At 70.5% G+C, this 22020-nt stretch carries 21 protein-coding genes; 6 read left to right on the forward strand and 15 right to left on the reverse strand.

From position 1 onward, the window contains the following. Positions 1 to 5: 5 nt before the first annotated feature. The 3 genes from ACYVO7_RS02375 to ACYVO7_RS02385 all read right to left on the reverse strand — a co-directional run bounded on the left by ACYVO7_RS02375 (position 6) and on the right by ACYVO7_RS02385 (position 3233). The gene (locus tag ACYVO7_RS02375) at positions 6 to 1160 is read right to left on the reverse strand and encodes an aminotransferase (protein ID WP_460448240.1); all 1155 of its coding nucleotides are present in this window, start codon (positions 1158 to 1160) and stop codon (positions 6 to 8) included. A gap of 82 nt (positions 1161 to 1242) precedes the next feature. Then, positions 1243 to 1815 carry an ActR/PrrA/RegA family redox response regulator transcription factor gene (locus ACYVO7_RS02380; protein WP_406856017.1) on the reverse strand — a complete coding sequence of 191 codons (573 nt, stop codon included), beginning with the start codon at positions 1813 to 1815 and terminating at the stop codon, positions 1243 to 1245. A 71-nt stretch (positions 1816 to 1886) separates the two neighbouring features. After that, the gene (locus tag ACYVO7_RS02385; protein WP_460448540.1) at positions 1887 to 3233 is read right to left on the reverse strand and encodes an ActS/PrrB/RegB family redox-sensitive histidine kinase; all 1347 of its coding nucleotides are present in this window, start codon (positions 3231 to 3233) and stop codon (positions 1887 to 1889) included. Positions 3234 to 3319: 86 nt separating this feature from the next. Here ACYVO7_RS02385 and ACYVO7_RS02390 point away from each other — a divergent pair, with 86 nt between their 5' ends. The 4 genes from ACYVO7_RS02390 to ACYVO7_RS02405 all read left to right on the forward strand — a co-directional run bounded on the left by ACYVO7_RS02390 (position 3320) and on the right by ACYVO7_RS02405 (position 7000). After that, complete coding sequence (locus ACYVO7_RS02390; protein ID WP_460448241.1) at positions 3320 to 3436, forward strand: hypothetical protein; 117 nt, start codon at positions 3320 to 3322, stop codon at positions 3434 to 3436. A 133-nt stretch (positions 3437 to 3569) separates the two neighbouring features. Further along, positions 3570 to 4889 carry a polyhydroxyalkanoate depolymerase gene (locus tag ACYVO7_RS02395; RefSeq protein ID WP_460448242.1) on the forward strand — a complete coding sequence of 440 codons (1320 nt, stop codon included), beginning with the start codon at positions 3570 to 3572 and terminating at the stop codon, positions 4887 to 4889. A 94-nt stretch (positions 4890 to 4983) separates the two neighbouring features. Beyond that, entirely contained in the window at positions 4984 to 5739 is a 756-nt protein-coding gene (locus ACYVO7_RS02400; RefSeq protein WP_460448243.1) for a M48 family metallopeptidase, read from the forward strand. A gap of 64 nt (positions 5740 to 5803) precedes the next feature. After that, on the forward strand, positions 5804 to 7000 hold the full coding sequence (locus tag ACYVO7_RS02405) for a multidrug effflux MFS transporter (RefSeq protein WP_460448244.1): 1197 nt from the start codon (positions 5804 to 5806) through the stop codon (positions 6998 to 7000). A 2-nt stretch (positions 7001 to 7002) separates the two neighbouring features. Here ACYVO7_RS02405 and ACYVO7_RS02410 read toward each other — a convergent pair whose 3' ends face one another. The 9 genes from ACYVO7_RS02410 to sppA form a co-directional block, all read right to left on the reverse strand. Next, complete coding sequence (locus tag ACYVO7_RS02410; RefSeq protein WP_460448541.1) at positions 7003 to 9249, reverse strand: transglycosylase domain-containing protein; 2247 nt, start codon at positions 9247 to 9249, stop codon at positions 7003 to 7005. A 427-nt stretch (positions 9250 to 9676) separates the two neighbouring features. Further along, positions 9677 to 10576 (reverse strand): acetyl-CoA carboxylase, carboxyltransferase subunit beta, encoded by a 900-nt coding sequence (gene accD / locus ACYVO7_RS02415; protein ID WP_460448542.1) that lies wholly within the window; start codon positions 10574 to 10576, stop codon positions 9677 to 9679. Positions 10577 to 10611: 35 nt separating this feature from the next. Next, on the reverse strand, positions 10612 to 11460 hold the full coding sequence (gene trpA / locus ACYVO7_RS02420) for a tryptophan synthase subunit alpha (protein WP_460448245.1): 849 nt from the start codon (positions 11458 to 11460) through the stop codon (positions 10612 to 10614). Then, positions 11457 to 12614, reverse strand: a complete 1158-nt coding sequence (trpB, locus tag ACYVO7_RS02425) for a tryptophan synthase subunit beta (RefSeq protein ID WP_460448543.1) — start codon at positions 12612 to 12614, stop codon at positions 11457 to 11459. The genes trpA and trpB overlap by 4 nt, the downstream gene beginning before the upstream one ends. A 67-nt stretch (positions 12615 to 12681) precedes the next feature. After that, entirely contained in the window at positions 12682 to 13401 is a 720-nt protein-coding gene (locus tag ACYVO7_RS02430; protein ID WP_460448246.1) for a phosphoribosylanthranilate isomerase, read from the reverse strand. 68 nt (positions 13402 to 13469) lie between these two features. After that, positions 13470 to 14423: a bifunctional Delta(1)-pyrroline-2-carboxylate/Delta(1)-piperideine-2-carboxylate reductase gene (gene lhpI / locus ACYVO7_RS02435; RefSeq protein WP_460448247.1), complete on the reverse strand. Its 954-nt coding sequence runs from the start codon at positions 14421 to 14423 to the stop codon at positions 13470 to 13472. Between the two features lie 40 nt (positions 14424 to 14463). Next, complete coding sequence (locus ACYVO7_RS02440) at positions 14464 to 14802, reverse strand: LapA family protein (protein ID WP_460448248.1); 339 nt, start codon at positions 14800 to 14802, stop codon at positions 14464 to 14466. A gap of 17 nt (positions 14803 to 14819) precedes the next feature. Beyond that, the gene (locus ACYVO7_RS02445; RefSeq protein WP_406856010.1) at positions 14820 to 15143 is read right to left on the reverse strand and encodes an integration host factor subunit beta; all 324 of its coding nucleotides are present in this window, start codon (positions 15141 to 15143) and stop codon (positions 14820 to 14822) included. Between the two features lie 69 nt (positions 15144 to 15212). Further along, positions 15213 to 16175, reverse strand: coding sequence for a signal peptide peptidase SppA (gene sppA / locus ACYVO7_RS02450; RefSeq protein ID WP_460448249.1), 963 nt, complete (start codon positions 16173 to 16175; stop codon positions 15213 to 15215). Positions 16176 to 16469: 294 nt separating this feature from the next. On the opposite strand from sppA, the gene ACYVO7_RS02455 reads away from it, so the two are divergent. Continuing rightward, positions 16470 to 17792 carry a bifunctional folylpolyglutamate synthase/dihydrofolate synthase gene (locus tag ACYVO7_RS02455; protein WP_460448250.1) on the forward strand — a complete coding sequence of 441 codons (1323 nt, stop codon included), beginning with the start codon at positions 16470 to 16472 and terminating at the stop codon, positions 17790 to 17792. Here the strand turns inward: ACYVO7_RS02455 and ACYVO7_RS02460 are convergent, their stop codons facing one another. Next, positions 17793 to 18299, reverse strand: coding sequence for an ureidoglycolate lyase (locus tag ACYVO7_RS02460; protein ID WP_460448251.1), 507 nt, complete (start codon positions 18297 to 18299; stop codon positions 17793 to 17795). A gap of 180 nt (positions 18300 to 18479) precedes the next feature. On the opposite strand from ACYVO7_RS02460, the gene ACYVO7_RS02465 reads away from it, so the two are divergent. Continuing rightward, on the forward strand, positions 18480 to 19973 hold the full coding sequence (locus ACYVO7_RS02465; protein WP_460448252.1) for a phospholipase D-like domain-containing protein: 1494 nt from the start codon (positions 18480 to 18482) through the stop codon (positions 19971 to 19973). Positions 19974 to 20016: 43 nt separating this feature from the next. Here ACYVO7_RS02465 and ACYVO7_RS02470 read toward each other — a convergent pair whose 3' ends face one another. After that, positions 20017 to 20355, reverse strand: coding sequence for a hypothetical protein (locus ACYVO7_RS02470; RefSeq protein WP_460448253.1), 339 nt, complete (start codon positions 20353 to 20355; stop codon positions 20017 to 20019). Then, positions 20352 to 21968, reverse strand: a complete 1617-nt coding sequence (locus ACYVO7_RS02475; RefSeq protein WP_460448254.1) for a fumarate hydratase — start codon at positions 21966 to 21968, stop codon at positions 20352 to 20354. Before ACYVO7_RS02475 ends, ACYVO7_RS02470 begins: the two co-directional genes overlap by 4 nt. Positions 21969 to 22020 lie beyond the last annotated feature (52 nt).

A 22020-nucleotide genomic window follows, 5' to 3' on the forward strand; every position in this document is an offset into this window, starting at 1 on the left:
CCGCCTCAGGCCGCCTGCCGGGCGACCGAGCCCAGGCGGGCCAGGGCGCCGTCCAGAACCTCGTCGCCCTTGGCGAAGCAGAACCGGACCACGCTCCTGATCGGATCCTGGGCGTAAAAGGCCGACACGGGGATCGTGGCGACGCCGTGCTGGCGGACGAGGCGCTCGCAGAAGGCGACGTCGTCCGTCTCTCCGAGCGGGCCGATGTCGACATTGAGGAAATAGGTTCCGGCGCTCGGCAGTACGGCGAGGCCGCGCTCCTTCAGCCCGTCGGCGAAGCGGTCGCGGCTGCGCTGCAGGTCGCGCCGCATGCCCTCGAAATAGGAATCGTCCTTGCCCAGCCCGTAGGCCACCGCGGCCTGGAGGTTGGGCGGCGTCGTGAAGGTGAGGAACTGATGCGCCTTGGCGAGGACGCGCAGAATCTCCGGCGCGGCGCAGACGAAGCCCACCTTCCAGCCCGTAAGCGAGAAGATCTTGCCGGCCGAGCCGATCTTGACGGTGCGGTCGCGCATGCCCGGGATGGACAGCATGGAGAGGTGCCGCAGGCCGTCGAACACGACGTGCTCCCACACCTCGTCGCAGACCGCGACGGCGCCGCTGCGGATGCAGAACCGGGCGAGAAGCTCCATGTCCTCGCGGCCATAGACGACGCCGGCCGGATTGAGCGGGTTGTTGAAGAGGACGACGCGCGTGCGCGGCGAAAAGGCCTCCTCCAGCATCTCCTCCGTGAAGCGCCAGTGCGGGGGCTGCAGGCGCACGAGGCGCGGCGTGCCGCCGGCCCGCAGCACCAGCGGCAGATAGGCGTCGTAGAGCGGCTGGAAGAGAACGACCTCGTCGCCCGGCTCGATCAGCGCCATGAGGGCGCCGGCGAGCGCCTCCGTGGCTCCGGAGGTGACCATCACCTCGCGCTCGGGGTCGAGCTCGACGCCCTGGTGGCGGACGTAGTGGCTGGCGACGGCCTGGCGCAGCTCGGGCAGGCCCATCATGGGCGGATACTGGTTCCAGCCCGTCATCACGGCGTCGGCGGCGGCGCGGCGGACGTCCTCGGGTCCGGGCGAGTCCGGGAAGCCCTGGCCGAGATTGATCGCCCCGGTCTCCCGCGCCAGGCGCGACATGACCTCGAACACGGTGGTGGGCAGGTCGGCGAATATCGGGTTCATCGAACGGCTCCGACGCAACGACGGGGGCCGTGCTTAGCACGACCCCCGGTCGCGGCTCAAACCGCCGGGCGGGCGACCCCGGTCAGCGCGGGGCGCGCTTGGCCAGGATCCGCTGCAGGGTGCGTCGATGCATGGCCAGGCGCCGCGCAGTCTCCGAGACGTTGCGTCCGCACAGTTCATACACGCGCTGGATGTGCTCCCAGCGCACCCGGTCCGCCGACATGGGGTTGGCCGGCGGGGCGGCGCGTTCGTCGCCGGTCGCTTTCAGGGCGGCGTCGATCTCGTCCGCGTCGGCCGGTTTCGACAGATAGTCATAGGCGCCGAGCTTCACGGCCGTCACCGCGGTGGCGATGTTGCCGTAGCCGGTCAGGATGATGCCGCGGGCCTCCGGACGTCGCTCGTTGAGCTCGGCCAGCACGTCGAGGCCGTTGCCGTCGGCGAGGCGCATGTCGATCACGGCGAAAGCCGGCGGCTTCGCCCTGATCGCGGCCACGCCGTCCTGCACGGTCTCGGCGGTCGCGACCTCATAGCCGCGCGCCTCCATGGCCCGCGCCAGGCGGGTCAGGAACGGGCGGTCGTCGTCCACGATCAGCAGGGACGACTCGGTCGAACTGAGCGCGGCTCCTGCCGCGCGGGGGGATAGTTGGTCCAACATGGCTTTGCACAGCCTCCAAGGAGTCTACGCGCCGTTTTCGGATTGGTTCACTCTCGGCGCGAAAGACGCATTCAGAGCGGAAACCCGGGATCCAGCGGGGGGCGCGACGCGGCGACGCCCCGCTCGAAAGCGAGCCGCTGCCAGGTCACCGTCACCATGGCGCCCGTCTGCGGGGGGAGGGCGTTGCTCATCGACAGGGTCGCGCCGGATCGCTCCAGCAGCGTCTTGGCGATGAACAGGCCGAGGCCCATGCCTCCCCCGCCGCCACCCTGCGCGCCGCGATCCCCGCGCTTGGTGACGTATGGCTCGCCGACCCGGGCCAGGATGTCCGGAGCGAAGCCGGGGCCGTCGTCCCGGATGGTCACCGCCACCGAGTCGTCGTCCCACCGGGCCGTCATCCGCACCCTCTCGCGGGCGAAGTCGACGGCGTTCTCGGCGAGGTTGCCGAGCCCGTAGAGAAGTCCGGGATTGCGCCGGCAGACCGGTTCGGGTCCGGAGCCGCGCGTCTCCACGTCGATCTGCACGTCGAAAGGCCGCTGCGGCGCGGCGATCTCCTCGACCAGCATGCTGAGCCGCATGGATTCCAGCGGCCCGGGATCGTTGCCCAGCGAAGTGATCTTGCCCAGGATCCCCCGGCAACGCTCCACCTGCTCGCGCAGGAGCGCGATGTCCTCGGCCATGGGGCCTTCCTTGGGGCCGATCAGGTCCAGCTCCTTGGCGACCAGCGCGATCGTGGCGAGCGGCGTCCCAAGCTCGTGCGCCGCCGCGGCCGCCAGGCCGTCGAGCTGCGACAGATGCTGCTCCCGGGCGAGAACCAGCTCGGTCGCGGCGAGCGCCTGGGCGAGTTGCCTCGCCTCCTCGGTCACCCGCCAGGCGTAGATGCCGATGAACACCAGCCCGAGCAGGATCGCCGACCAGATGCCGGCCCGGTACATCAGCGGAAAGCGCAGCGGGTCGTCGGCCGCCCAGGGCAGCGGGTCATGGGCGAAGAGCAGCACGGTGGCGGCCGTGATCGCCAGGACGCCCAGCGTCACCGTCCGGCTCGGGGCCAGCGACGCCGCCGAGATCATCACGGGGGCCATGAGCAGCATGGAGAACGGGTTCTCCAGTCCGCCGGTCAGGTAGAGCAGCGCGGCGAGCTGCAGGATGTCGTAGGCCAGCAGCGCGGACGCAGCGCCGTCGCTGAGACGCTGGCTCACCGGATAATTGAAGCGCAGCGCCAGGTTGAGGGCGACCGACACGGCGATGACGGCGAGGCAGGCCTCGGTCTTCATCGGGAATTCGAGCCAGCCGGCCACCACGCCGACCGCGACGCACTGGCCGCCGAGCGCCAGCCAGCGCAGGCGCACCAGCGTGTCCAGCCGGAGGCGGCTTGCGCTGCGTTCGAAGCCGCTGCGGCTAAAGTCGATGTCTCCCATGTCGGGCATGAGGCTTAGATAGTGCGGGTTTCGCATCGAGAAAGCCTCGTTCAGGCTTTTTCAGACCGGAAAACGCTCGCTTTTTCGTGAAGCGGGTCATCGCGCCACTTGCGACGGGCCGCGCCGGCCGACCCTGCGTTGTGCGGTGCGGGAACCATCCCGCCGCGGCCTGTGTTGTTCCTCACCGACGGGGCGTCACCTGAGCGACACACTGTCCCGGTTCATCACGCTTCTTTCACCTAAGGATGATTGTGTGACGGGGCTGAACCGCTAAGGTTCTGGTCGGCATCGCATTGCAACATGCGCAGGACGCCCGGCCTAGCAACGGAGTGCAGCATGCAACTGCCCTATTACATGTGGTACGAAGCGGCTCACGCCATGATGGGCCCGGCCCGCGCTTTCGCGGACGCCACGCGGGTGTTCTACGACAATCCGCTCAACCCCGTCTCCAAGACGTCGTTCGGCCGCTCGATGGCGGCCGGCTGCGAGCTCTTCGAGCGCTCGACCCGCCGCTACGGCAAGCCGGCCTTCGGCTTCGGGTCGACCCTGGTCGGCGGCCAGCGCGTCGCCGTGATGGAGCGCTATGTCTGGGAGCAGCCCTTCTGCAAGCTGATCCACTTCGATCGCGCGCTGGGCGAAATGCGGCCGCGCCAGCCCAAGCTGCTGATCGTCGCGCCGATGTCCGGCCATTACGCGACGCTGCTGCGGGGCACCGTCGAAGCGTTCCTGCCCACCCATGAGGTGTTCATCACGGACTGGATCGACGCCCGCGTGGTGCCGCTCAGCGAAGGCCGCTTCGACCTCGACGACTATATCGACTACGTCATCTCGATGCTCCAGCTGCTCGGGCCGGACGTGCACGTCATGGCCGTGTGTCAGCCCGCCGTGCCGGTGATCGCCGCGATCGCCCGGATGGAGGCCGAGAACGACCCCAAGACGCCGCTTTCCATGACGCTGATGGGCGGGCCGATCGACACGCGCGTCAGCCGCACGCAGGTCAACCTGCTGGCCGAGAAGCGCGGCATCGAGTGGTTCCGCCGCAACTGCATCGTCAAGGTGCCGCTGCCGAACTCCGGCTTCATGCGGGACGTCTATCCGGGCTTCCTGCAACTCGCTGGCTTCATGGCGATGAACATCGACCGCCATCTCGAGGCGCAGGGCGAGATGTTCAAGCATCTGGTCGAGGGCGACGGCGATTCCGCCGAAAAGCATCGCGAGTTCTATGACGAGTATCTCGCCGTCATGGACCTGACGGCGGAGTTCTACCTGCAGACCGTCGACACCGTGTTCGTCCAGCACGCCTTGCCGAAGGGCGAGATGATGCACCGCGACAAGAAGGTCGACCTCACGGCGATCAAGCGCTGCGGCCTGATGACGGTGGAAGGCGAGAAGGACGACATCTCGGGCGTCGGCCAGACCGAGGCGGCGCACGCCCTGTGCGCGTCCATCCCGAAGGACCTTCGCGCGCATTACGTGCAGCCCAAGGTGGGCCACTACGGCGTGTTCAACGGCTCGCGCTATCGCGCCGAAATCGCGCCGCGCATCGCCGACTTCATCTCCAACTGCGAGCAGAACTACCGCAAGTCGAACAAGACCCGGCAGAGCCCCGCGGTGGTGCCGTTCAACCGCCAGGCCAGCAGCGTCCCGGCCGAGTAGTCGGCGGACGGGCGCTGAGACCCGGCCATCTCCCCCCAGGGGAGGGGGCATCAGCGGGCGTGACAAAGGCCGCGCCGTCGCTCACGCTCAGGGCATGATTCTCGGTTTGCGAGTCGCGCGGCCCCCGGCGCGTGCGGCGGATCCGTCCCATATCGAGGTGCGGCACAACGGCGACATCTTCCGGGTCGCCGTCCGACGCGTGTCCGCCGCCCGCCGTTTCACGCTGCGGGTCAGCGCCGCGACCGGCGGCGTCGTGCTCAGCCTTCCGGCCCGCGCCGACCTGCACACCGCGCTCGATTTCGCCGCCCGCCACGGAGGCTGGATCGCGGCGCGCCTGGCGCGCCTGCCGGACGAGGCGCCCCTGGAGCCCGGCGGCCGCTTTCCGTTGCGGGGCGTCGAGCACTGGATCGAGCACCGGCCCGGCGCCCGCGGCACGGTCTGGACCGAGACCGGCGCGGACGGGCGGCCGCTCCTCGTCGTCGCCGGGGCGGCCGAGCACGCCCACCGGCGAATCCTGGATTTCCTCAAGCGAGAGGCCAAGCGCGACCTGGACCACGCGGTGGCGGTCCACGCCGGCGCGCTCGGCGTCAAAGCGGCCAAGATCACGCTGCGGGACACCCGCAGCCGCTGGGGCTCATGCTCGTCGACCGGGAGGCTGAACTTCTCGTGGCGGCTGATCTTCACGCCGCCCTTCGTGCTCGACTACCTGGCCGCGCACGAGGTGGGCCACCTCAAGGAGATGAACCACTCGGCGCGGTTCTGGCGCATCGTGCACCGCCTGTGCCAGCGCACCGACGACGCCGAAGCCTGGCTGAAGCGCCACGGCGCGGGCCTCCACCGCTACCGCTGAGGGCCTTGGCCGTCGACAGGGAGGGTCCGCCCGGATACACCCGCGGCGACCTCAGAGGCTCCCGATGAAGCTGCGCCCCGACACCTTCGCGCTGACCGCCGTTCTCGGCCTGCTGACCGCCCTCGGCCCGCTGTCCACCGACATGTACCTGCCGTCCCTGCCGGACATCTCGGTGAAGCTCGCGGCCGGCACGTCGCAGACGCAGCTCACCCTGTCGGTGTTCCTGCTCGGCTTCGCCGCCGGACAGGTGGTGTATGGGCCGTTCTCGGACCGGTTCGGCCGCAAGCCGGTGCTGCTGTTCGGGCTGGGCGCCTTCCTGCTCGCGACGGCCCTCTGCGCCGTCTCCACCAGCATCGAGATGCTGATCGGGGCGCGGTTCCTGCAGGCCTTCGGGGCTTCCGGCCCGATCGTGCTCGCCCGCGCCGTGGTGAGGGATCTCTATGAAGGTCCCCGGGCTGGGCGGGAGCTCGCCCGCATGGGCACCGTGATGGGCGTCGTGCCTGCGCTGGCGCCGCTGCTCGGCGGCGTGCTGCAGACGACGTTCGGCTGGCGCGCCAGCTTCGTGGCCGCGCTGGTGGGCGGCGCGGCGCTGGGGGCTGTCGTCGTGCTGCTCCTGCCCGAGACGTTGCGGACGGCCGGCAAGGCCTCGCTGTCGCCGGTGGGGATCGTGCGGGGCTTCGGGACTCTGTGGCGGCACCGGGCCTACCGGGTCTATGTGGGCCTGAGCGCGCTCGCCTATGGGGGCCTGTTCTCGTTCATCTCCGGCTCGTCCTTCGTCCTGCAGGGCGTCTACGGGCTGGGCGAGATCGCCTACTCGCTGTCCTTCACCTTTCCGGTTCTGGGCTTCATCGCCGGCACGGTGCTGGCCCGGCGGCTGGTGCTGCGGCTGGGCTTCGACGGCACGATCGGCGTCGGCGTGGCCTGCCTCAGCGTCGCCGGGGTGACGATGGCGGCGCTGGTGGGCGCCGGCATGGCGAGTTCGCTGGCCATCACCATCCCGATGGCTCTCTATTGTTGCGGGGTCGGGCTGGTGATGCCGCAGGCGATGGCCGCCGCCATGCAGCCCTTCCCGGACCGGGCGGGCGCGGCCTCGTCGTTCCTGGGGCTGATCCAGATGACCTCGGCCGCCTTCGTGGGCGCGGCCCTCGGGCAGGCGCTGAACGGGCAGGCCTGGCCCCTGCCCTTCGCGGTGGCGCTGCTCGGCCTGATGGCGCTGGGGCTCTTCGCCGCGACCCGGTCGATCCGGGCCCGCGGCGCCTGAGGTCAGCCGCCGAACAGGCGGTCGAGGAGGCTGCGCTCCTGCGGCGGATAGGCCTGCCGCCGCGCGCCGCCGTCGCCGCCCGGCACCGACCCGGGCGGACGCAGCACGCCGTCCTCGGCCACCACGCGGCGGGACGGCTGCGGCGCGGGACCGCCCTGCGCCAGCGGGCTGATGACCAGCGGCGCGCCGCGGGCCGCCCCGACGGGCGCGGGAGGCGCGACGCCAAAGGTCTGCTCGGGCGGAATGGGATTGCCGGCGTCCGCCATGGGGGCGGTCTGGGGAGCCGGCTGGCCCTGGTCGGCCGGGACGGGCCATTGCAGCTTCCACGGACCGCCAGGCAACGGGACGGGCGGCGTGGACGCCAGCGAGGCCTTCATGAAGCGGCTCCAGACCTCCACCGGGAGGTTGCTGCCGGACGTCTTCTTCGTCGGTGAGCCGTCGTCGTTGCCCATCCAGACGCCCGCCAGGAGCGAGCCCGTATAGCCCACGAACCAGGCGTCGCGATGCTCCTGGCTGGTGCCCGTCTTGCCCGCCGCCTCCCAGCCGGGCAGCTCGGCCTTGCGGCCGGTGCCGGTCAGCAGCGTCTCGCGCAGCATGGCGTTCATCATGCCCACCGCCTGGGGCTCGATGACCTTGCCGAGCCCCGTCCCGGTGCGGCGATAGACGGTCTGGCCGTCGCTGGTCCTGACCTGGGTGATCACGTAGGGCTGCACCGCGATGCCGCCATTGGCGAAGGGCGCGTAGGCGGAGACGAGCTCCAGCGCGGTCACCTCGGAGGTGCCGAGCGCGATCGAGGCGTTCGGCTCCAGCTTGGACTGGACGCCCATGCGATGGGCCGTCGAAACCACCGCCTTGGGGCCGACCTCCAAAGCGAGCTTCACCGCCACGGTGTTGATGGAGAGCGCCAGCGCCTGGCGCAGCGACACCGGGCCGCGATATTCGCGCGTCGAATTCTCCGGCTGCCAGCCCTTCACGTTCACGGGCGAGTCCTCGCGGATCGAGGCGGGCGTGAGCCCCTTCTCGAGGGCGGCGAGATAGACGAAGGGCTTGAAGGCCGAGCCCGGCTGGCGCTTGGCGACGCTGGCGCGGTTGAACTGCGAATCGGTGTAGCTGCGTCCGCCGACCAGCGCCTTCACGGCGCCGTCGGGCTGCAGCGCCACCACCGCGCCCTGGCTGACGCCGAACTTGTCGCCCTTCTGGGCGAGCTCGTCGACGAGCGCCTTCTCGGCCGTCGCCTGCATGGCCGGATCGATGGTGGTGCGGACCACGATGTCCTTGTCGACCGTGCCGATATAGTCGTCCAGCACGTCCATGACGTAGTCGGCGGCGTAGTTGACCGATCCCGCCCCTCCGGGCTTCACGGGCTGGCTCGGATTGGTGAGCGCGATCTTGGCCATCTGGTCGCTGACGAAGCCCTCGCGGGCCATGGCGGCGATCACCAGCGTGGCGCGGGCCTGGGCGGCCACGGGATTGCGGTTGGGGGCGAGCCGGGACGGGGCCTGGACCAGGCCGGCCAGCACGGCGGCCTCGCCCAGCGTGACGCTGCGGGCGCTTTTGCCGAAATATTTCTGGGAGGCCGCCTCCACCCCGTAGGCGCCCGAACCGAAATAGACCCGGTTCAGATAGAGCTCCAGGATCTGGTCCTTGGAATAGGTGCGCTCCAGCCACAGCGCCAGGATGGCCTCCTGGATCTTGCGCGAGGCGGTCCGCTCCTGCGTGAGGAACAGGTTCTTGGCGAGCTGCTGGGTCAGCGTCGAGCCGCCCTGGATGGACGATCCGCCGCGCGTCAGGTTGCGGAACACGGCGCGGGAGATGCCGACCGGGTCGATGCCCATGTGGTGGTAGAAGCGGTGGTCCTCGATCGCCACGAAGGACATCGGCAGATAGGGCGGAAGCTCCTTCAGGGTCACGGTGCGGCCGCCGGTCTCGCCGCGATTGGCCAGGAGGGAGCCGTCGGACGCCAGGATGGCGATATTGGGCGGCCGCTTCGGCACCGCGAGCGAGTCGATCGGCGGCAACTTGGAGGCGTGGTAGGCGATAAGGGCGCCGAGCCCGATGGCCGCCCAGACGCCCAGCACGAAGGACCAGTAGAAGACGTGGCCGAAGAAGCCCCGGCCCTTGCGGCCCTTGCCGGATCCGCGCCCACGGCCGGAGCCGCCGGCTCCGCCCCGGCCCTCGGCCGGCTTGCCGGACCGGCGTTCGGACGATGCGCCGGATCGCCGGCCGCCGCTGGAAGCGGATCGCGCCATGCTCGTCCGCGGAAGCTCCGCGTCCTCATCGTCGACCGGCGTCGTCGCGCGCTCGGGCTCGCGGCTGTCTGAGCCGATCCGCCGGCGCCCACCTTCGGCGAGGGGATCGAGTGCGGGGGCGATCAGGGGGTCGAAGGTCGGATCGCGCCGTCCCTCGGCGCGCCGGTCCTCGGCGTCGTGGTCCGTATAGGCCGGACGGTCGCGCCTGCTCAACCGGAGATCCAGGGACGCCCGGGCCGGGGCCTGCGCCCCGAACTCCGGCTCGAGCCGCTGTTTCGTCCGGTCCCGCCGCCCGTCCGTCATTCCTTCCGGCGCCCCTCATCGCTCCGCCGCCGGCCGCCGGCCTTCTGCCAAGGCGGCCCACATCGCAGCACAAGCACGCTAAATGCGGCGGATTAAGGGGTCGTTAGCACTGGCGAAAGAGCTCTTACTGCGCCGCCTCGGCCAGCGGCTCGGCGTCGGCGGGCCCGATCACCACGGGCTCGGCGCGCATCAGGACGCGGCAGAGGCGGGCGATGGTGGCCTTCAGCTCGTGCCGGTGCACGACCATGTCGACCATGCCGTGCTCGCGCAGGAAGTCGGCGCGCTGGAAGCCCTCGGGCAGCTTCTCGCGGATGGTCTGCTCGATGACGCGCGGGCCGGCGAAGCCGATCAGGGCGCCGGGCTCGGCGATGTGGATGTCGCCCAGCATGGCGTAGGAGGCGGTGACGCCGCCCGTCGTCGGATTGGTGAGCACCACGATATAGGGCAGCTTGGCCAGGCGCAGGCGCTGCACGGCGACCGTCGTGCGCGGCATCTGCATCAAGGAGAACATGCCCTCCTGCATGCGCGCCCCGCCGGAGGCGGCGAACATCACGAAAGGGGTGCGCCGGTCGATGGCGGTCTCGATGCCGCGGATCACCGCCTCGCCGGCCGCCATGCCGAGCGAACCGCCCATGAAGTCGAAGTCCTGCACGCCGATGGTGATCGGCAGGCCCTCGACGTCGCCGACGCCGATCTTGACCGCATCGACGGCCCCGGTCTTCGTCCGGGCGTCCTTCAGGCGGTCGACATAGCGCTTCTCGTCGCGAAACTTCAGCGGATCGAGCGGGACCTCCGGAAGCGCCACGTCCTCGTAGCGGCCGTCGTCGAACATGGATTTCAGCCGCGCCACGGCGGCCATCCGCATGTGGTAGTTCGAGCCGGGGATGACGTACTGGTTCGCCTCGACGTCCTTATGGAAGACGAGCTGCCCGGAGTCCGGGCACTTGATCCACAGGTTCTCAGGCGTGTCCCGCCGCAGGAACGACCGGATCTTCGGCCGCACCACGTTGGAGATCCAGTTCATCGGGCTCGTGTCCATGACGTCTCCTGTCCGGGCCCTCAGGCCGCGGCTTTCGGCGCCCGCCGCACCCCGGTGGCGATCTCGCGCACCTTGGCGGCGACCGCCTCCACGGTGGCCGGCGTGGCCCTTCCATCCGGGTCCAGCGTGGTCCGGATGGCCTCCACGAGCGCGGTGCCGACCACCACGCCGTCGGCGCTGCGCGCGATCGTCTCGGCCGTGTCGGCGTTCTTCACCCCGAACCCGACCGCCACCGGCAGATGGGTGTGCTGCTTGATGCGCGCAACGGCCGAGCCCACCTTGCCGTAGTCGGCGATGGCCGATCCGGTGATCCCCGTCACCGACACGTAATACACGAAACCGGACGTGTTGGTGAGCACCTTCGGAAGCCGCCGCGCATCCGTGGTGGGGGTGGCGAGGCGGATGAAGTTCAGCCCGGCCGACAGGGCGGGAAGACAGAGCTCCTCGTCCTCCTCGGGCGGCAGGTCGACCACGATCAGGCCGTCGACGCCGGCCTCGCGGGCGTCGAGCAGGAAGCGGTCGACGCCGTAGACATAGATGGGGTTGTAGTACCCCATCAGGATGATCGGCGTGTCGGCGTCGCCGGCCCGGAAGGCCCGCACCAGCGCCAGGGTCTTGACCATGGTCTGGCCGGCCCGAAGCGCCCGCAGTCCCGCCGCCTGGATCGGGGGGCCGTCCGCCATGGGATCGGTGAACGGCATGCCGATCTCGATCAGGTCGGCGCCCGCCGCGGGCAGCGCCTTGACGATGGCCAGCGAGGTCTCGGGATCCGGATCGCCGCCCATCACGAAGGTGACGAGCGCGGCGCGGCCCTGCTGCCGGACCGCCTCGAAGCGGCGGTCGATGCGGGTTGAGGCTTCGCTGCTCACTCCATGCCTCCGAGATGCTCGGCCACGGTGAAGATGTCCTTGTCGCCGCGGCCGCAGAGATTGACGATCATGAGGTGGTCCTTGGGCTTCTTGGCCGCGATCTCGACCGCCTTGGCGATCGCGTGTGCGGGCTCGAGCGCCGGGATGATGCCTTCCAGCCGCGACATCATCTGGAAGGCGTTCAGCGCCTCCTCGTCGGTGGCCGAGATGTAGTTGACCCGGCCGACGTCGTGCAGCCAGGAATGCTCGGGGCCGATGCCCGGATAGTCGAGGCCCGCCGAGATCGAGTGGGCGTCCGTGATCTGCCCGTCGTCGTTCATCAGCAGATAAGTGCGGTTGCCGTGCAGCACGCCCGGGCGGCCGCCCGTCAGCGAGGCCGCATGGAGGCCGGAGGAGAGGCCGTGGCCCGCCGCCTCGACGCCGTAGATCTCGATGCCGGGGTCGTCCAGGAAGGGATGGAACAGCCCGATGGCGTTGGAGCCGCCGCCGATCGCGGCGATCAGCGAGTTCGGCAGCCGGCCCTCGCGCTCCAGCATCTGCTCGCGCGCCTCGCGTCCGATGACGCACTGGAAATCGCGCACCATGGCCGGGTAGGGGTGCGGCCCCGCCACCGTGCCGATGCAGTAGAAGGTGTTCTCGACATTCGTCACCCAGTCGCGGAGCGCCTCGTTCATGGCGTCCTTGAGGGTCTTCGACCCGGACTGGACGGGCACAACCTCGGCGCCCAGCATCTTCATGCGGAACACGTTCGGCTTCTGCCGCTCGACGTCCACTGCGCCCATATAGACGATGCACTGCAGGCCGAAGCGCGCGCAGAGCGTCGCGGTGGCGACGCCGTGCTGGCCCGCCCCCGTCTCGGCGATGATGCGGCTCTTGCCCATGCGCCGCGCCAGCAGGATCTGGCCGAGCACGTTGTTCACCTTGTGCGCGCCGGTGTGGTTCAGCTCGTCGCGCTTCAGGTAGATCTTGGCGCCGCCGCAATGCTCGGTGAGCCGCTCGGCGAAATAGAGCGGGCTCGGGCGGCCGACATAATGGGCGAGGTAGTCGGCCATGTCGTTGATGAAGGACGGGTCGACCTTGGCGGCCTCATAGGCCGCCTCGAGCTCGAGGATCAGCGGCATCAGGGTCTCGGCCACGAAGCGGCCGCCGAACATGCCGAAATGACCGGTCTCGTCGGGTCCCGTGCGGAAGGAGTTCAGGGTCGGTGCTGCGCTCACGCTGTCATCCTCGCTCCGGCCGGGGCCGGTGATCCTGTTCGGTCGGCTTGTCCGGTCCCTCGCCTCTCGGCGCTCCGGTCCTGACGGCGGCCACGAATGCGGCGATCCGGTCAGGGTCCTTCTCGCCCGGCGAACGCTCCACCCCGGACGACACGTCGACGCCCGGAGCGCGGGTGACCTTCAGGGCCTCGGCGACGTTTCCGGGATCGAGCCCCCCTGACAGCATGAAGGGCTTCGGCAGGTCAAGGCCCGCGAGAAGCGTCCAGTCGAACGCCAGCCCGTTCCCGCCCGGATGCCGCGCGTCCGGCGGGGCCTTGGCGTCGAACAGCAGCCGGTCGGCGACCGCCAGATACGCCCTCGCGGCGGCGACCTCCCCGGCGGTGGAGACCCCGATCGCCTTCATCACCGGCAGCCCGGCGCGCTGGCGGATGCGGGCGACGCGGTCGGGCGTCTCGCGGCCGTGGAGCTGGAGCATGTCCGGCCGGGCGCTCTCCAGGATGGCGTCGAGCGCCGCGTCGTCGGCGTCGACCGTCAGGGCCACCACTTCGGCGCGGCCGCGGACGCTCTCGCGCAGGCGGCGCGCTTCGTCATATCCCAGATGCCGGGGAGACTTCGGGAAGAACACGAAGCCGAGCATGTCCGCGCCGGCCGCGATCGCGGCTTCGATCGTGTCCTGCGTGCGGAGGCCGCAGATCTTCACCAAGGTGGAGGGCCGGCTCGTCATGGCAGTCTCTTCGAGCTTTTTCGCCGGCCTGACAAGGGCTCAGGCCTCAGGCTAGGGCGACCGGCCGTTCAGGCGGCGCCGATCCTGCGCCACACCAGGATGGCGGCGGCGAGGTCCTCGATCGCGGTCCCGACGGATTTGAACAGCGTGATCTCGTCGTCGGACGCCCGCCCCGGATGGGTCCCGCGGGCGAGATCGTAGAGATCGGCCCTGACGTCGCCGGCGACGATCAGGCCGGACGCGAGCGGCTGGGCGAGGTCGCCGCCCTCTTTCAGCGCGCCCGCCCGCGTGTCGCAGAACAGGCTGGCGCGGCGGACGACGTCGTCGTCGGTCTCGCGCATCGACGGCTTGAACGCGCCGACGCAATCCACATGCGCGCCGGGCTTCAGCCACGCGCCTCGGATCAGCGGCAGCTCGGACAGCGTGGCGCTGGACACGATGTCGGCGCCCCGGACGGCGGTCTCCAGGTCGGCGACCGCGCGGACCGGGAGGCCCTCCGCGGCAAGCCGTCGCGCGACGGCCTCGGCCCGCTCCGGACGGTGGTTCCACAGCGCGACGTCGGTCAGCGGCCGTTGCGCCGCATGGGCGCGGATCAGGAAGGGGGCGAGCGCCCCGGCGCCCACCATGGCCATGCGGCTGGCGTCCGGCCGGGCGAGATGGCGCGCCGCCAGCGCAGAGGCGGCGGCGGTGCGCCAGACCGTCAGGCGGGTTCCGTCGATCGCCGCGAGCGGCGCGCCGGTGGCGCCGTCCATCAGCATGTAGGTTCCCATTACGCTCGGCAGGCCGCGCGCGCCGTTGCCCGGGAAGATCGTGACGATCTTGGTCCCCAGGAACGGCTCCGTGGCCGTCGGCCCCGTCCAGGCCGGCATGAGGAGGAGCGTCGCCTCCCCGTCGGGGCGCTCGACCTCGTGGTGGTGGCGCACCGGGACGACGACGTCGAGCCGGAAGGCCTCCGCGAGCGCGTCGGCCAGCGAAGCAGGATCGAGGGCGCGGTCGACCTCGGCGGCGGAGACGATCTTCATGGCGTATCCGGGTGGGAGGAGCGGTCGCCCGCCCTGGCGCTCAGTGGATGGCGGAGACCGCCGGCAGGCCACGGCCGGCGGGCGCCTCCTCGCGGACGCGCTCCAGCTCGGCCCGCGTCCGGGCGGCTTCGCGGGCGTGCACCCTGGCGGCCCGGCGATAGCGCGACTGGCCGAACCACACGGCGCAGCCTCCGACGATGACGCCGAGGCCCATGGCGACGAGCAGCACGAGGAAGAGCGGCGCCGAAAGGGTGAGGTTCTGGTCCGACCAGCCGAGCGGGTCGAGCTGCACGGCCACGACCTGGCGGTTGGCGACGGCGAAGACGGTGACCAGGAGCGCCAGCGGAACCAGCACGAGCGCTTTCAGGAAGGTTTTCATCGTTGACCGATCGTCTGCTAGCCCGCCTGGGCCTTCCGCGGCTGAACGCGGGCCTCGACCGGCTCGCGGTTCAGGCGCACGCGCATTTCCTTGCCGGCCTTGAAGACCGGCACGACCTTCTCGGACACCGGAACGTGCTCGCCCGTGCGGGGGTTGCGTCCCAGCCGCGCGTCCCTCTTCTTCACCGAGAAAGCCCCGAACCCGCGGATTTCCACACGGTCGCCCCGGGTGAGAGCCTGAACGATCTCCTCCAGGATGGCGTTCACGACGTTCTCAGCGTCACGCTGATAGAGCTCGGGATAGCGCTCGGCTATTTTCTGCACGAGTTCCGACTTGATCATCGGCCGTTCCCTGTCTTGGCGAAGACCACGATTTTACCAACTATTTTATTGAAAACGCTTCAGAATTGCTCAGCTGCGAGGTTGCCAGACAGCCAGCAGGCCGTCAAGGACGGGAGTGCTCGCCGACTGCTCGGCGGCCCGCAGGACCTGGGCGAGATCGCGCAGCCCGAAGGCGCCCGCCACGGCGGCCGCGGTCGTGAAAGCGCCGAACGGATTGGACTCCTTGGGCTTCCAGTCGCGGATCGGCAGGTTCTTGGCGACGCCCTTCTGCGCTTCCAGCCAGGCCACCGCCTGCTTCTCGCCGCCGATCTCGTCCACCAGCTTGAGCGGAAGCGCCTGGTTGCCGGTGAACACGCGGCCGTCGGAGACGGTGGCGAGCTGCGCGCCGTCGATGCCGCGGCGCTCGCTGACGAGGTTCTTGAACCAGCCATAGGTGTCGCCGATGAGCGCCTGCACGGCCGCTTCCGACGCCGGCGTGGTCGGCTCGAACGGGCTCGGGGCGGCCTTGAGCGGAGCCGACTTGATGGTCTCCATCTTGACCCCGAGCGTATCGAGCAGCTTCACGACGTTCGGATACTGGAACAGCACGCCGATGGAGCCGACCATGGCGGTCTGGCGGGCGACGATCCGGTCCGCCCCCATGGCGGCGATATAGGCGCCCGACGCCGCGAGCCCGTCCACGACGGCGACGGTCGGCTTCCTGGCGGCGAGATCCCGGATGGCGTCGTAGAGCTCCTCGGAGCCCGTCACGGTGCCGCCCGGGCTGTTGATGGAGAGCAGCACGGCCTTCACGGCGCTGCTTCGGCCCACCGTCTTCAAGAGGTCGAGGGACTTGCGGTCGCCGGTGATCAGGCCGGTGATCTCGACCCGGGCCACCTGGGACACGCCCGGCACGCCCATCCGCCGTCCGCCCAGCGAGACGGCCACGCCGATGATCGCCAGGAACACCGCCACGAAGGCCAGGACGCGCCAGAACGTGACGCGCCGCTTCAGCCGGCGGCGGTCGACGAGGTAGTCGGTCTCCGAAGACATGGAGTTCTCCATCCTGCGCCGCCCGGAGCGGCCCTCTCCTGGCGTTCGTAGACCCGCGAAGGCTGGAGGGCAACCATGCCAGGGCCGCGCCCCCGCATACGGCGCCGCGGATGCAACCGCTGGCTCGCAAAGCTACAATGGGTTGCAGCGCCTGGAGAATAAGCGGGTCGGATCGGGCCAGCTCCGGTCGGGCCCGCGGTTGCGGCCGGTCCGGCGCGGGGGTACTGCTCGGAACCGTCCCGACCGGGCGCCCGCCCGGACGGAGACGCCGAACGCATCATCACAGGGGCCCTCATGGAGCCTTCGGACGCCATTCTGGCGCGCTTTCTGGCGCTTCACCCCAAGCTGATCGACCTGTCTCTCGGGCGGCTCCAGCGGCTGCTCCAGGCCCTGGGAGACCCGCATCTGCGCCTGCCTCCGGTGATCCATGTCGGCGGCACGAACGGCAAGGGCTCCACCGTGGCGTTCATGCGCGCCGTGCTGGAGGCGGCCGGCCTCGCCGTGCACGCCTACACGTCGCCGCACCTCGTGCGCTTCCACGAGCGGATCAGGATCGGGGCGCCGGGCGGCGGCCATTTCGTGCCCGAGGGCATGCTGGTGGACGCGTTCCGGCGTTGCGAGGCCGCCAATGCGGGCGCGCCCATCACGATCTTCGAGATCACCACGGCCGCGGCCTTCCTGCTGTTCTCCGAGCACCCGGCCCATGTGCTTCTGCTCGAAGTGGGCCTCGGCGGCCGCTGCGACGCCACCAATGTGGTGGAGCGGCCCCTCGCCACCGTGGTGACGCCGGTCTCGATGGACCACTCGGAATATCTGGGCGACAGCCTCGCCGGGATCGCGGCCGAGAAGGCCGGCATCTTCAAGCGCGGATCGCCGGTGGTGATCGGCTTGCAGGAGCACCAGGAGGCGCTCGCCGTGCTGGAGCGCGCCGCGGCCCGCACCGGAGCCCGCACCCTCGTGGGCGGGCAGGACTTCCACGTGACGGAGGAGAACGGCCGCCTCGTCTACCAGGACGAGGACGGCCTGCTCGACCTGCCGCTGCCCCGGCTGGCCGGCCGGCACCAGCACGTGAACGCCGGGACCGCCGTCGCGGCCCTTCGGGCGGCCGGCTTCGGGCGCCTGCCCACCAAGGCGTTCGAGACGGGCGTCGGGTCGGCCGAGTGGCCGGCGCGCCTGCAGAGGCTCGCCAAGGGGCGGCTCGCCGAGATGCTGCCGCCAGACGCCGAGCTCTGGCTCGACGGCGGCCACAACCCGGACGGCGGCAAGGCGCTGGCGAGCGCCATGGCCGAGTTCGAGGAGCGCCGGCCGCGGCCGCTGGTGCTCATCGTCGGAATGCTGGGCACCAAGGATTCCGCCGGCTTCCTGGAGCCGTTCTCCGGCCTCGCCCAGGAAGCCTGGGCCATCCCGATCAAGGGTCAGACGGCGGGCCGGCCGGCCCAGGAGGTCGCCGGCTTCGCAGCCGCGGCCGGGTTGCCGGCGGCGGCGTGCGAAAGCGTCGAGGCGGCGCTGGCCGGCGTGGCGGCCCAGTCCTGGCCGGTGGCGCCGCGGGTGCTGATCTGCGGCTCGCTCTATCTGGCGGGCGACGTGCTGGCCGCGAACGGAACGCCGGTGGCCTGATCAGAAGTCAATCGGCGACAGGCCGTCGAGCCTGCGGACGATGCAGTCGAGCGGATCGCCCGCCTCCCAGATCTGCATCAGAACCTGCGCTTCCCGGTCCCCCAGGATCGCGAGCGGCATGTGCCAGACGTCGGGCGCATAGACGACGCCCTGGCCCGCCCCGCCGCAGAAGGCGCGCAGGCCGGCGAGGTCAGGCTCGCCGTCCAGTCGCCCCGGCGCGACCACGACCACGAAGCGCACGGGATCCAACGGCGCGAAGAGCTGCGCCGAGAGGGGGTGCTTCTCGATCTCGCGCAGGGGAAGGGGCAGCCTCGTCGGGGCCATGCGGTAGATCGCGGTGGCCGGACGGCCGGCCTGGGCCTCGTGGTCGAGGTCCGGCAGGTCGGCGCGAATCCCGCGCCCCTCGTTGACGGACCGGGCCGGCAGGCCGGCGAGGTCGATCACGGTCCCGAACGGGGCGAAGGTCTCCGACCGCAGCGGCGCCATGCGGATCTTGCCTGAACTCATCCCGATCCGCTCCGCCCCGCCCCGCTTTGGCGGCCGCCCGGCCGCCGCGGCCCACCTGTGGCCGAGCTTTCACGCCGGCGCAACCCGATTGCGCCGCGCGGACGCGAGTTCCGGGCGCCGGGGAACCGGGAACGTCACAGGCGAGTTTGCCAAACGGTTCCAACAACCTGCGATGAGCCCGTGCTGACACTCGATCATGTTTCGTCCCGGCTCGACGGCCCGGACGCGTTCCGTCGCGCGGAGTTCCGCACGCCTTCCATCCTGGAACCCGGACGCAACTGCTGGCGCGTCGAGGCTTCGCCGCGGGCGGCGGTGCTGGTCGACGGGGCGCACTACTTCGCCCGGCTGGAATCGTCCCTGCGCCAGGCGCGGCGCTCGATCCTGATCGTCGGCTGGGACTTCGACGGCCGGATCCGGCTGAGGCAGGACGCGCCCGAGCATGAATCACCGGCCCTGGGAGAGCTGCTCTACTCCCTCGTGGAGGAGAAGCCGGACCTCGAGGTGCGCATCCTGGTGTGGAGCGTGGCGGTAGTGCATGCGCCGAGCGCGCCGACCGAGTTGCTGATCGGCCGCGACTGGCAGAAGCATCCGCGCATCACCCTCAAGCTCGACAACACGCAGCCGCTCTATGCGGCGCACCACCAGAAGATCGTCTGCGTCGACGACCAGGTGGCCTTCGTGGGCGGCATCGACCTCACGGTGCGGCGCTGGGACCGCGACCCGCACGATCCGCATGATCCGGCCCGGATCGACCCCGAGGGGAACGCCTACGCTCCCGTCCATGACGTGCAGATGGCCGTGGACGGCGACGCCGCGCGGGCGGTGTCGGAGCTGGTTCGCGCCCGCTGGGCCATCGCGACGGGCGAGAAATCCAACCCCGAGCTGGTGCCTAACGACCCGTGGCCGGAAGGGCTGAGGCCCGACTTCTCCGACGCCTTCGTGGGCGTCGCGCGCACCATGCCGGCCTATGCGGGGCGGCCCGAGGTGGCCGAGGTCGCGGCGCTCAACGCCGACGCGCTGCTGACGGCGAGCCGGATCGTCTACATGGAGGCGCAGTACCTGACCACGCCGGCCATCGGCCGCGCGCTGCTGCGCCTGCTGGCCAAGCCCGACGGGCCGGAGATCATCGTGGTGATGACCCACGCGTCGCGCGGCTTCGTCGAGCACTTCGCGATGGGCAGCAACCGGGACCGCCTGATCCGGCGCCTCAAGCGGGCCGATCGCTACGAGCGCCTGCGGGTCTGCTATCCGGTGACGCCGGACGGCGACGGAGAGCGCCAGGTGATGGTCCACGCCAAAGTGGTGATCGTCGATGATGCGTTCCTGCGCGTCGGGTCCTCGAACCTGAACAACCGCTCGATGGGGCTGGATACGGAGTGCGACCTCGCCATCGAGGGAACCCGGCCGCAGCACCGCGCCTCGATCGCCCGCATCCGCGACGGCCTCATGGCCGAACATGTGGGGGCCGAGCCGGACGAGCTGCGCGAGGCCGTGGACCGGCTCGGCTCCTACGTGGCCGCCATGGACGAACTGGGCGCACGCGGCGGCCGGCGCCTGCACTGCTTCGACGCCTGGGAGCGCAAGGGGCCCACGCGGCCTATTTTCGGCACCTTCCTGCTCGATCCGCGCCGCCCCTTCTGGCCGTCCCGGCTGAGGCGGGCGCCGCGGCGCTGATCGTCGGGGACGAACGGGCTGCTGAGGGCCCGCTGTCGGAGCGTCAGAGAGCGCCCTTGCAGCGCGCCTTGACCTGCGCGGCGAAGTCGGAGGCGGTCTCGTCGAGTTCGGCCTGGATCCGGACCCGCTCGGGACCCTTCGAGCAGCGGCCGTGGATGGCCGCCGCCTTGCGGGCCGCCTCGACATGCTCCCGCCAGATGGGGCATTGCACCGCCAACGTGGCGTTCGCCGCGCCGAGCAGCCGGTCGCGGCTCTTGCGGACGAGGCTGTCGGCGACCAGCAGGTCCCGCCGGCACTCGGCCGAAGGGGCGGACTGGGCCGAGGCCGATCCGGCGCCGGAAGCCGCCAGCACGAGCGCGAGGGAGAGGGGGGCGATTCTCACCCGAGATTCAGCTCCTTGAAGAAGTCGTTGCCCTTGTCGTCGACGACGATGAAGGCCGGGAAGTCCTCCACCTCGATGCGCCAGATCGCCTCCATGCCGAGTTCGGGATATTCCAGCACCTCGACCTTCTTGATGCAGTCCTGCGCCAGGCGGGCCGCCGGTCCGCCGATGGAGCCCAGATAGAAGCCGCCGTGCCGGGCGCAGGCGTCGCGCACGTCCTTGGAGCGGTTGCCCTTGGCCAGCATCACGTGCGAGCCGCCCGCGGCCTGGAACTGCTCGACATAGCTGTCCATCCGCCCCGCCGTGGTGGGCCCGAACGACCCGGAGGCGTAGCCCTCCGGGGTCTTGGCCGGTCCGGCGTAGTAGATCGGGTGATCGCGGAAATACTGCGGCATCGGTTCGCCGCGCTCCAGGCGTTCGCGGATCTTGGCGTGCGCGAGATCGCGCGCGACCACGATCGGGCCGGTCAGCGAGACGCGGGTCTTGATGGGATGGCGGCTCAGCGTGGCGCGGATCTCGTCCATCGGGCGGGTGAGATCGATCTTAACGACGGCGCCGCCGAGGCCCTCCTCCTCGACCTCCGGGAGGAAGCGGGCCGGGTTGGTCTCGAGCTGCTCCAGGAAGACGCCGTCCCGGGTGATCTTGCCCTTGGCCTGCCGGTCGGCCGAGCAGGACACGCCGAGCCCGATGGGCAGCGACGCCCCGTGGCGCGGCAGGCGGATGACCCGCACGTCGTGGCAGAAATACTTGCCGCCGAACTGCGCGCCGACGCCCAGCGACTGGGTGAGCTTGTGCACCTCGGCTTCCATCTCAAGGTCGCGGAAGGCGTGGCCGGCGGCCGACCCTTCGGTCGGCAGGTCGTCCAGATAGCGCGTCGAGGCCAGCTTGACGGTCTTCATGACCAGTTCGGCCGAGGTTCCGCCGATCACGATGGCGAGGTGGTAGGGCGGGCACGCGGCGGTGCCCAGCGTCAGGATTTTTTCCTTCAGGAAGGCCATCATGCGGTCGCGCGTGAGCAGCGAGGGCGTGGCCTGGTACAGGAAGGTCTTGTTGGCCGAGCCGCCGCCCTTGGCGACGAACAGGAACTTGTAGGCGTCCTCGCCCTCCGCGTAGATGTCGATCTGGGCCGGCAGGTTGTCGCGCGTGTTGCGCTCCTCGAACATCGACAGGGGCGCCAGCTGCGAGTAGCGCAGGTTCTTCTCGAAATAGGCGTCCCGCACGCCGTCGGCGAGCGCGGCCTCGTCGTCCCCGTCGGTCCAGATGAAGCGGCCCTTCTTGCCCATCACGATGGCGGTGCCGGTGTCCTGGCACATCGGCAGGACGCCGCCGGCGGCGATGTTGGCGTTCTTCAGCAGGTCGTAGGCGACGAACTTGTCGTTCGAGGTGGCCTCGGGGTCGTCCAGGATGCGGGCGAGCTGCGCGAGGTGCCCCGGCCGGAGCAGATGGTTGATGTCGATGAAGGCCTGCTTGGAGAGCGCTCTGATGGCCTCGGCCGGCACGTTGACGAGCTCGCGCCCGCCCACCGTCTCGACGGTGACGCCGGGGACGTCCAGCTTGCGATAGGGCGTGGTGTCGTCAGCCAGGGGAAACAGGCTGGAGGCGGCGCTGGACATGGCGGCTCCCGCAAGGGTCGAAAGTCGCCGGGCTGCGGCGACGGGGTGCGTT

This window comes from Alsobacter sp. SYSU BS001988 (assembly GCF_054796215.1).

What these genes read in the sequence shown, in the direction of transcription:
- ACYVO7_RS02375 (WP_460448240.1), bottom strand. Translation starts at nt 1,160, where the DNA reads ATGAACCCGATATTCGCCGACCTGCCCACCACCGTGTTCGAGGTCATG.
- ACYVO7_RS02380 (WP_406856017.1), bottom strand. Translation starts at nt 1,815, where the DNA reads ATGTTGGACCAACTATCCCCCCGCGCGGCAGGAGCCGCGCTCAGTTCG.
- ACYVO7_RS02385 (WP_460448540.1), bottom strand. Translation starts at nt 3,233, where the DNA reads ATGGGAGACATCGACTTTAGCCGCAGCGGCTTCGAACGCAGCGCAAGC.
- ACYVO7_RS02395 (WP_460448242.1), top strand. Translation starts at nt 3,570, where the DNA reads ATGCAACTGCCCTATTACATGTGGTACGAAGCGGCTCACGCCATGATG.
- ACYVO7_RS02400 (WP_460448243.1), top strand. Translation starts at nt 4,984, where the DNA reads ATGATTCTCGGTTTGCGAGTCGCGCGGCCCCCGGCGCGTGCGGCGGAT.
- ACYVO7_RS02405 (WP_460448244.1), top strand. Translation starts at nt 5,804, where the DNA reads ATGAAGCTGCGCCCCGACACCTTCGCGCTGACCGCCGTTCTCGGCCTG.
- ACYVO7_RS02410 (WP_460448541.1), bottom strand. Translation starts at nt 9,249, where the DNA reads ATGGCGCGATCCGCTTCCAGCGGCGGCCGGCGATCCGGCGCATCGTCC.
- accD (WP_460448542.1), bottom strand. Translation starts at nt 10,576, where the DNA reads ATGAACTGGATCTCCAACGTGGTGCGGCCGAAGATCCGGTCGTTCCTG.
- trpB (WP_460448543.1), bottom strand. Translation starts at nt 12,614, where the DNA reads ATGTTCGGCGGCCGCTTCGTGGCCGAGACCCTGATGCCGCTGATCCTC.
- ACYVO7_RS02430 (WP_460448246.1), bottom strand. Translation starts at nt 13,401, where the DNA reads ATGACGAGCCGGCCCTCCACCTTGGTGAAGATCTGCGGCCTCCGCACG.
- lhpI (WP_460448247.1), bottom strand. Translation starts at nt 14,423, where the DNA reads ATGAAGATCGTCTCCGCCGCCGAGGTCGACCGCGCCCTCGATCCTGCT.
- ACYVO7_RS02440 (WP_460448248.1), bottom strand. Translation starts at nt 14,802, where the DNA reads ATGAAAACCTTCCTGAAAGCGCTCGTGCTGGTTCCGCTGGCGCTCCTG.
- ACYVO7_RS02445 (WP_406856010.1), bottom strand. Translation starts at nt 15,143, where the DNA reads ATGATCAAGTCGGAACTCGTGCAGAAAATAGCCGAGCGCTATCCCGAG.
- sppA (WP_460448249.1), bottom strand. Translation starts at nt 16,175, where the DNA reads ATGTCTTCGGAGACCGACTACCTCGTCGACCGCCGCCGGCTGAAGCGG.
- ACYVO7_RS02455 (WP_460448250.1), top strand. Translation starts at nt 16,470, where the DNA reads ATGGAGCCTTCGGACGCCATTCTGGCGCGCTTTCTGGCGCTTCACCCC.
- ACYVO7_RS02460 (WP_460448251.1), bottom strand. Translation starts at nt 18,299, where the DNA reads ATGAGTTCAGGCAAGATCCGCATGGCGCCGCTGCGGTCGGAGACCTTC.
- ACYVO7_RS02475 (WP_460448254.1), bottom strand. Translation starts at nt 21,968, where the DNA reads ATGTCCAGCGCCGCCTCCAGCCTGTTTCCCCTGGCTGACGACACCACG.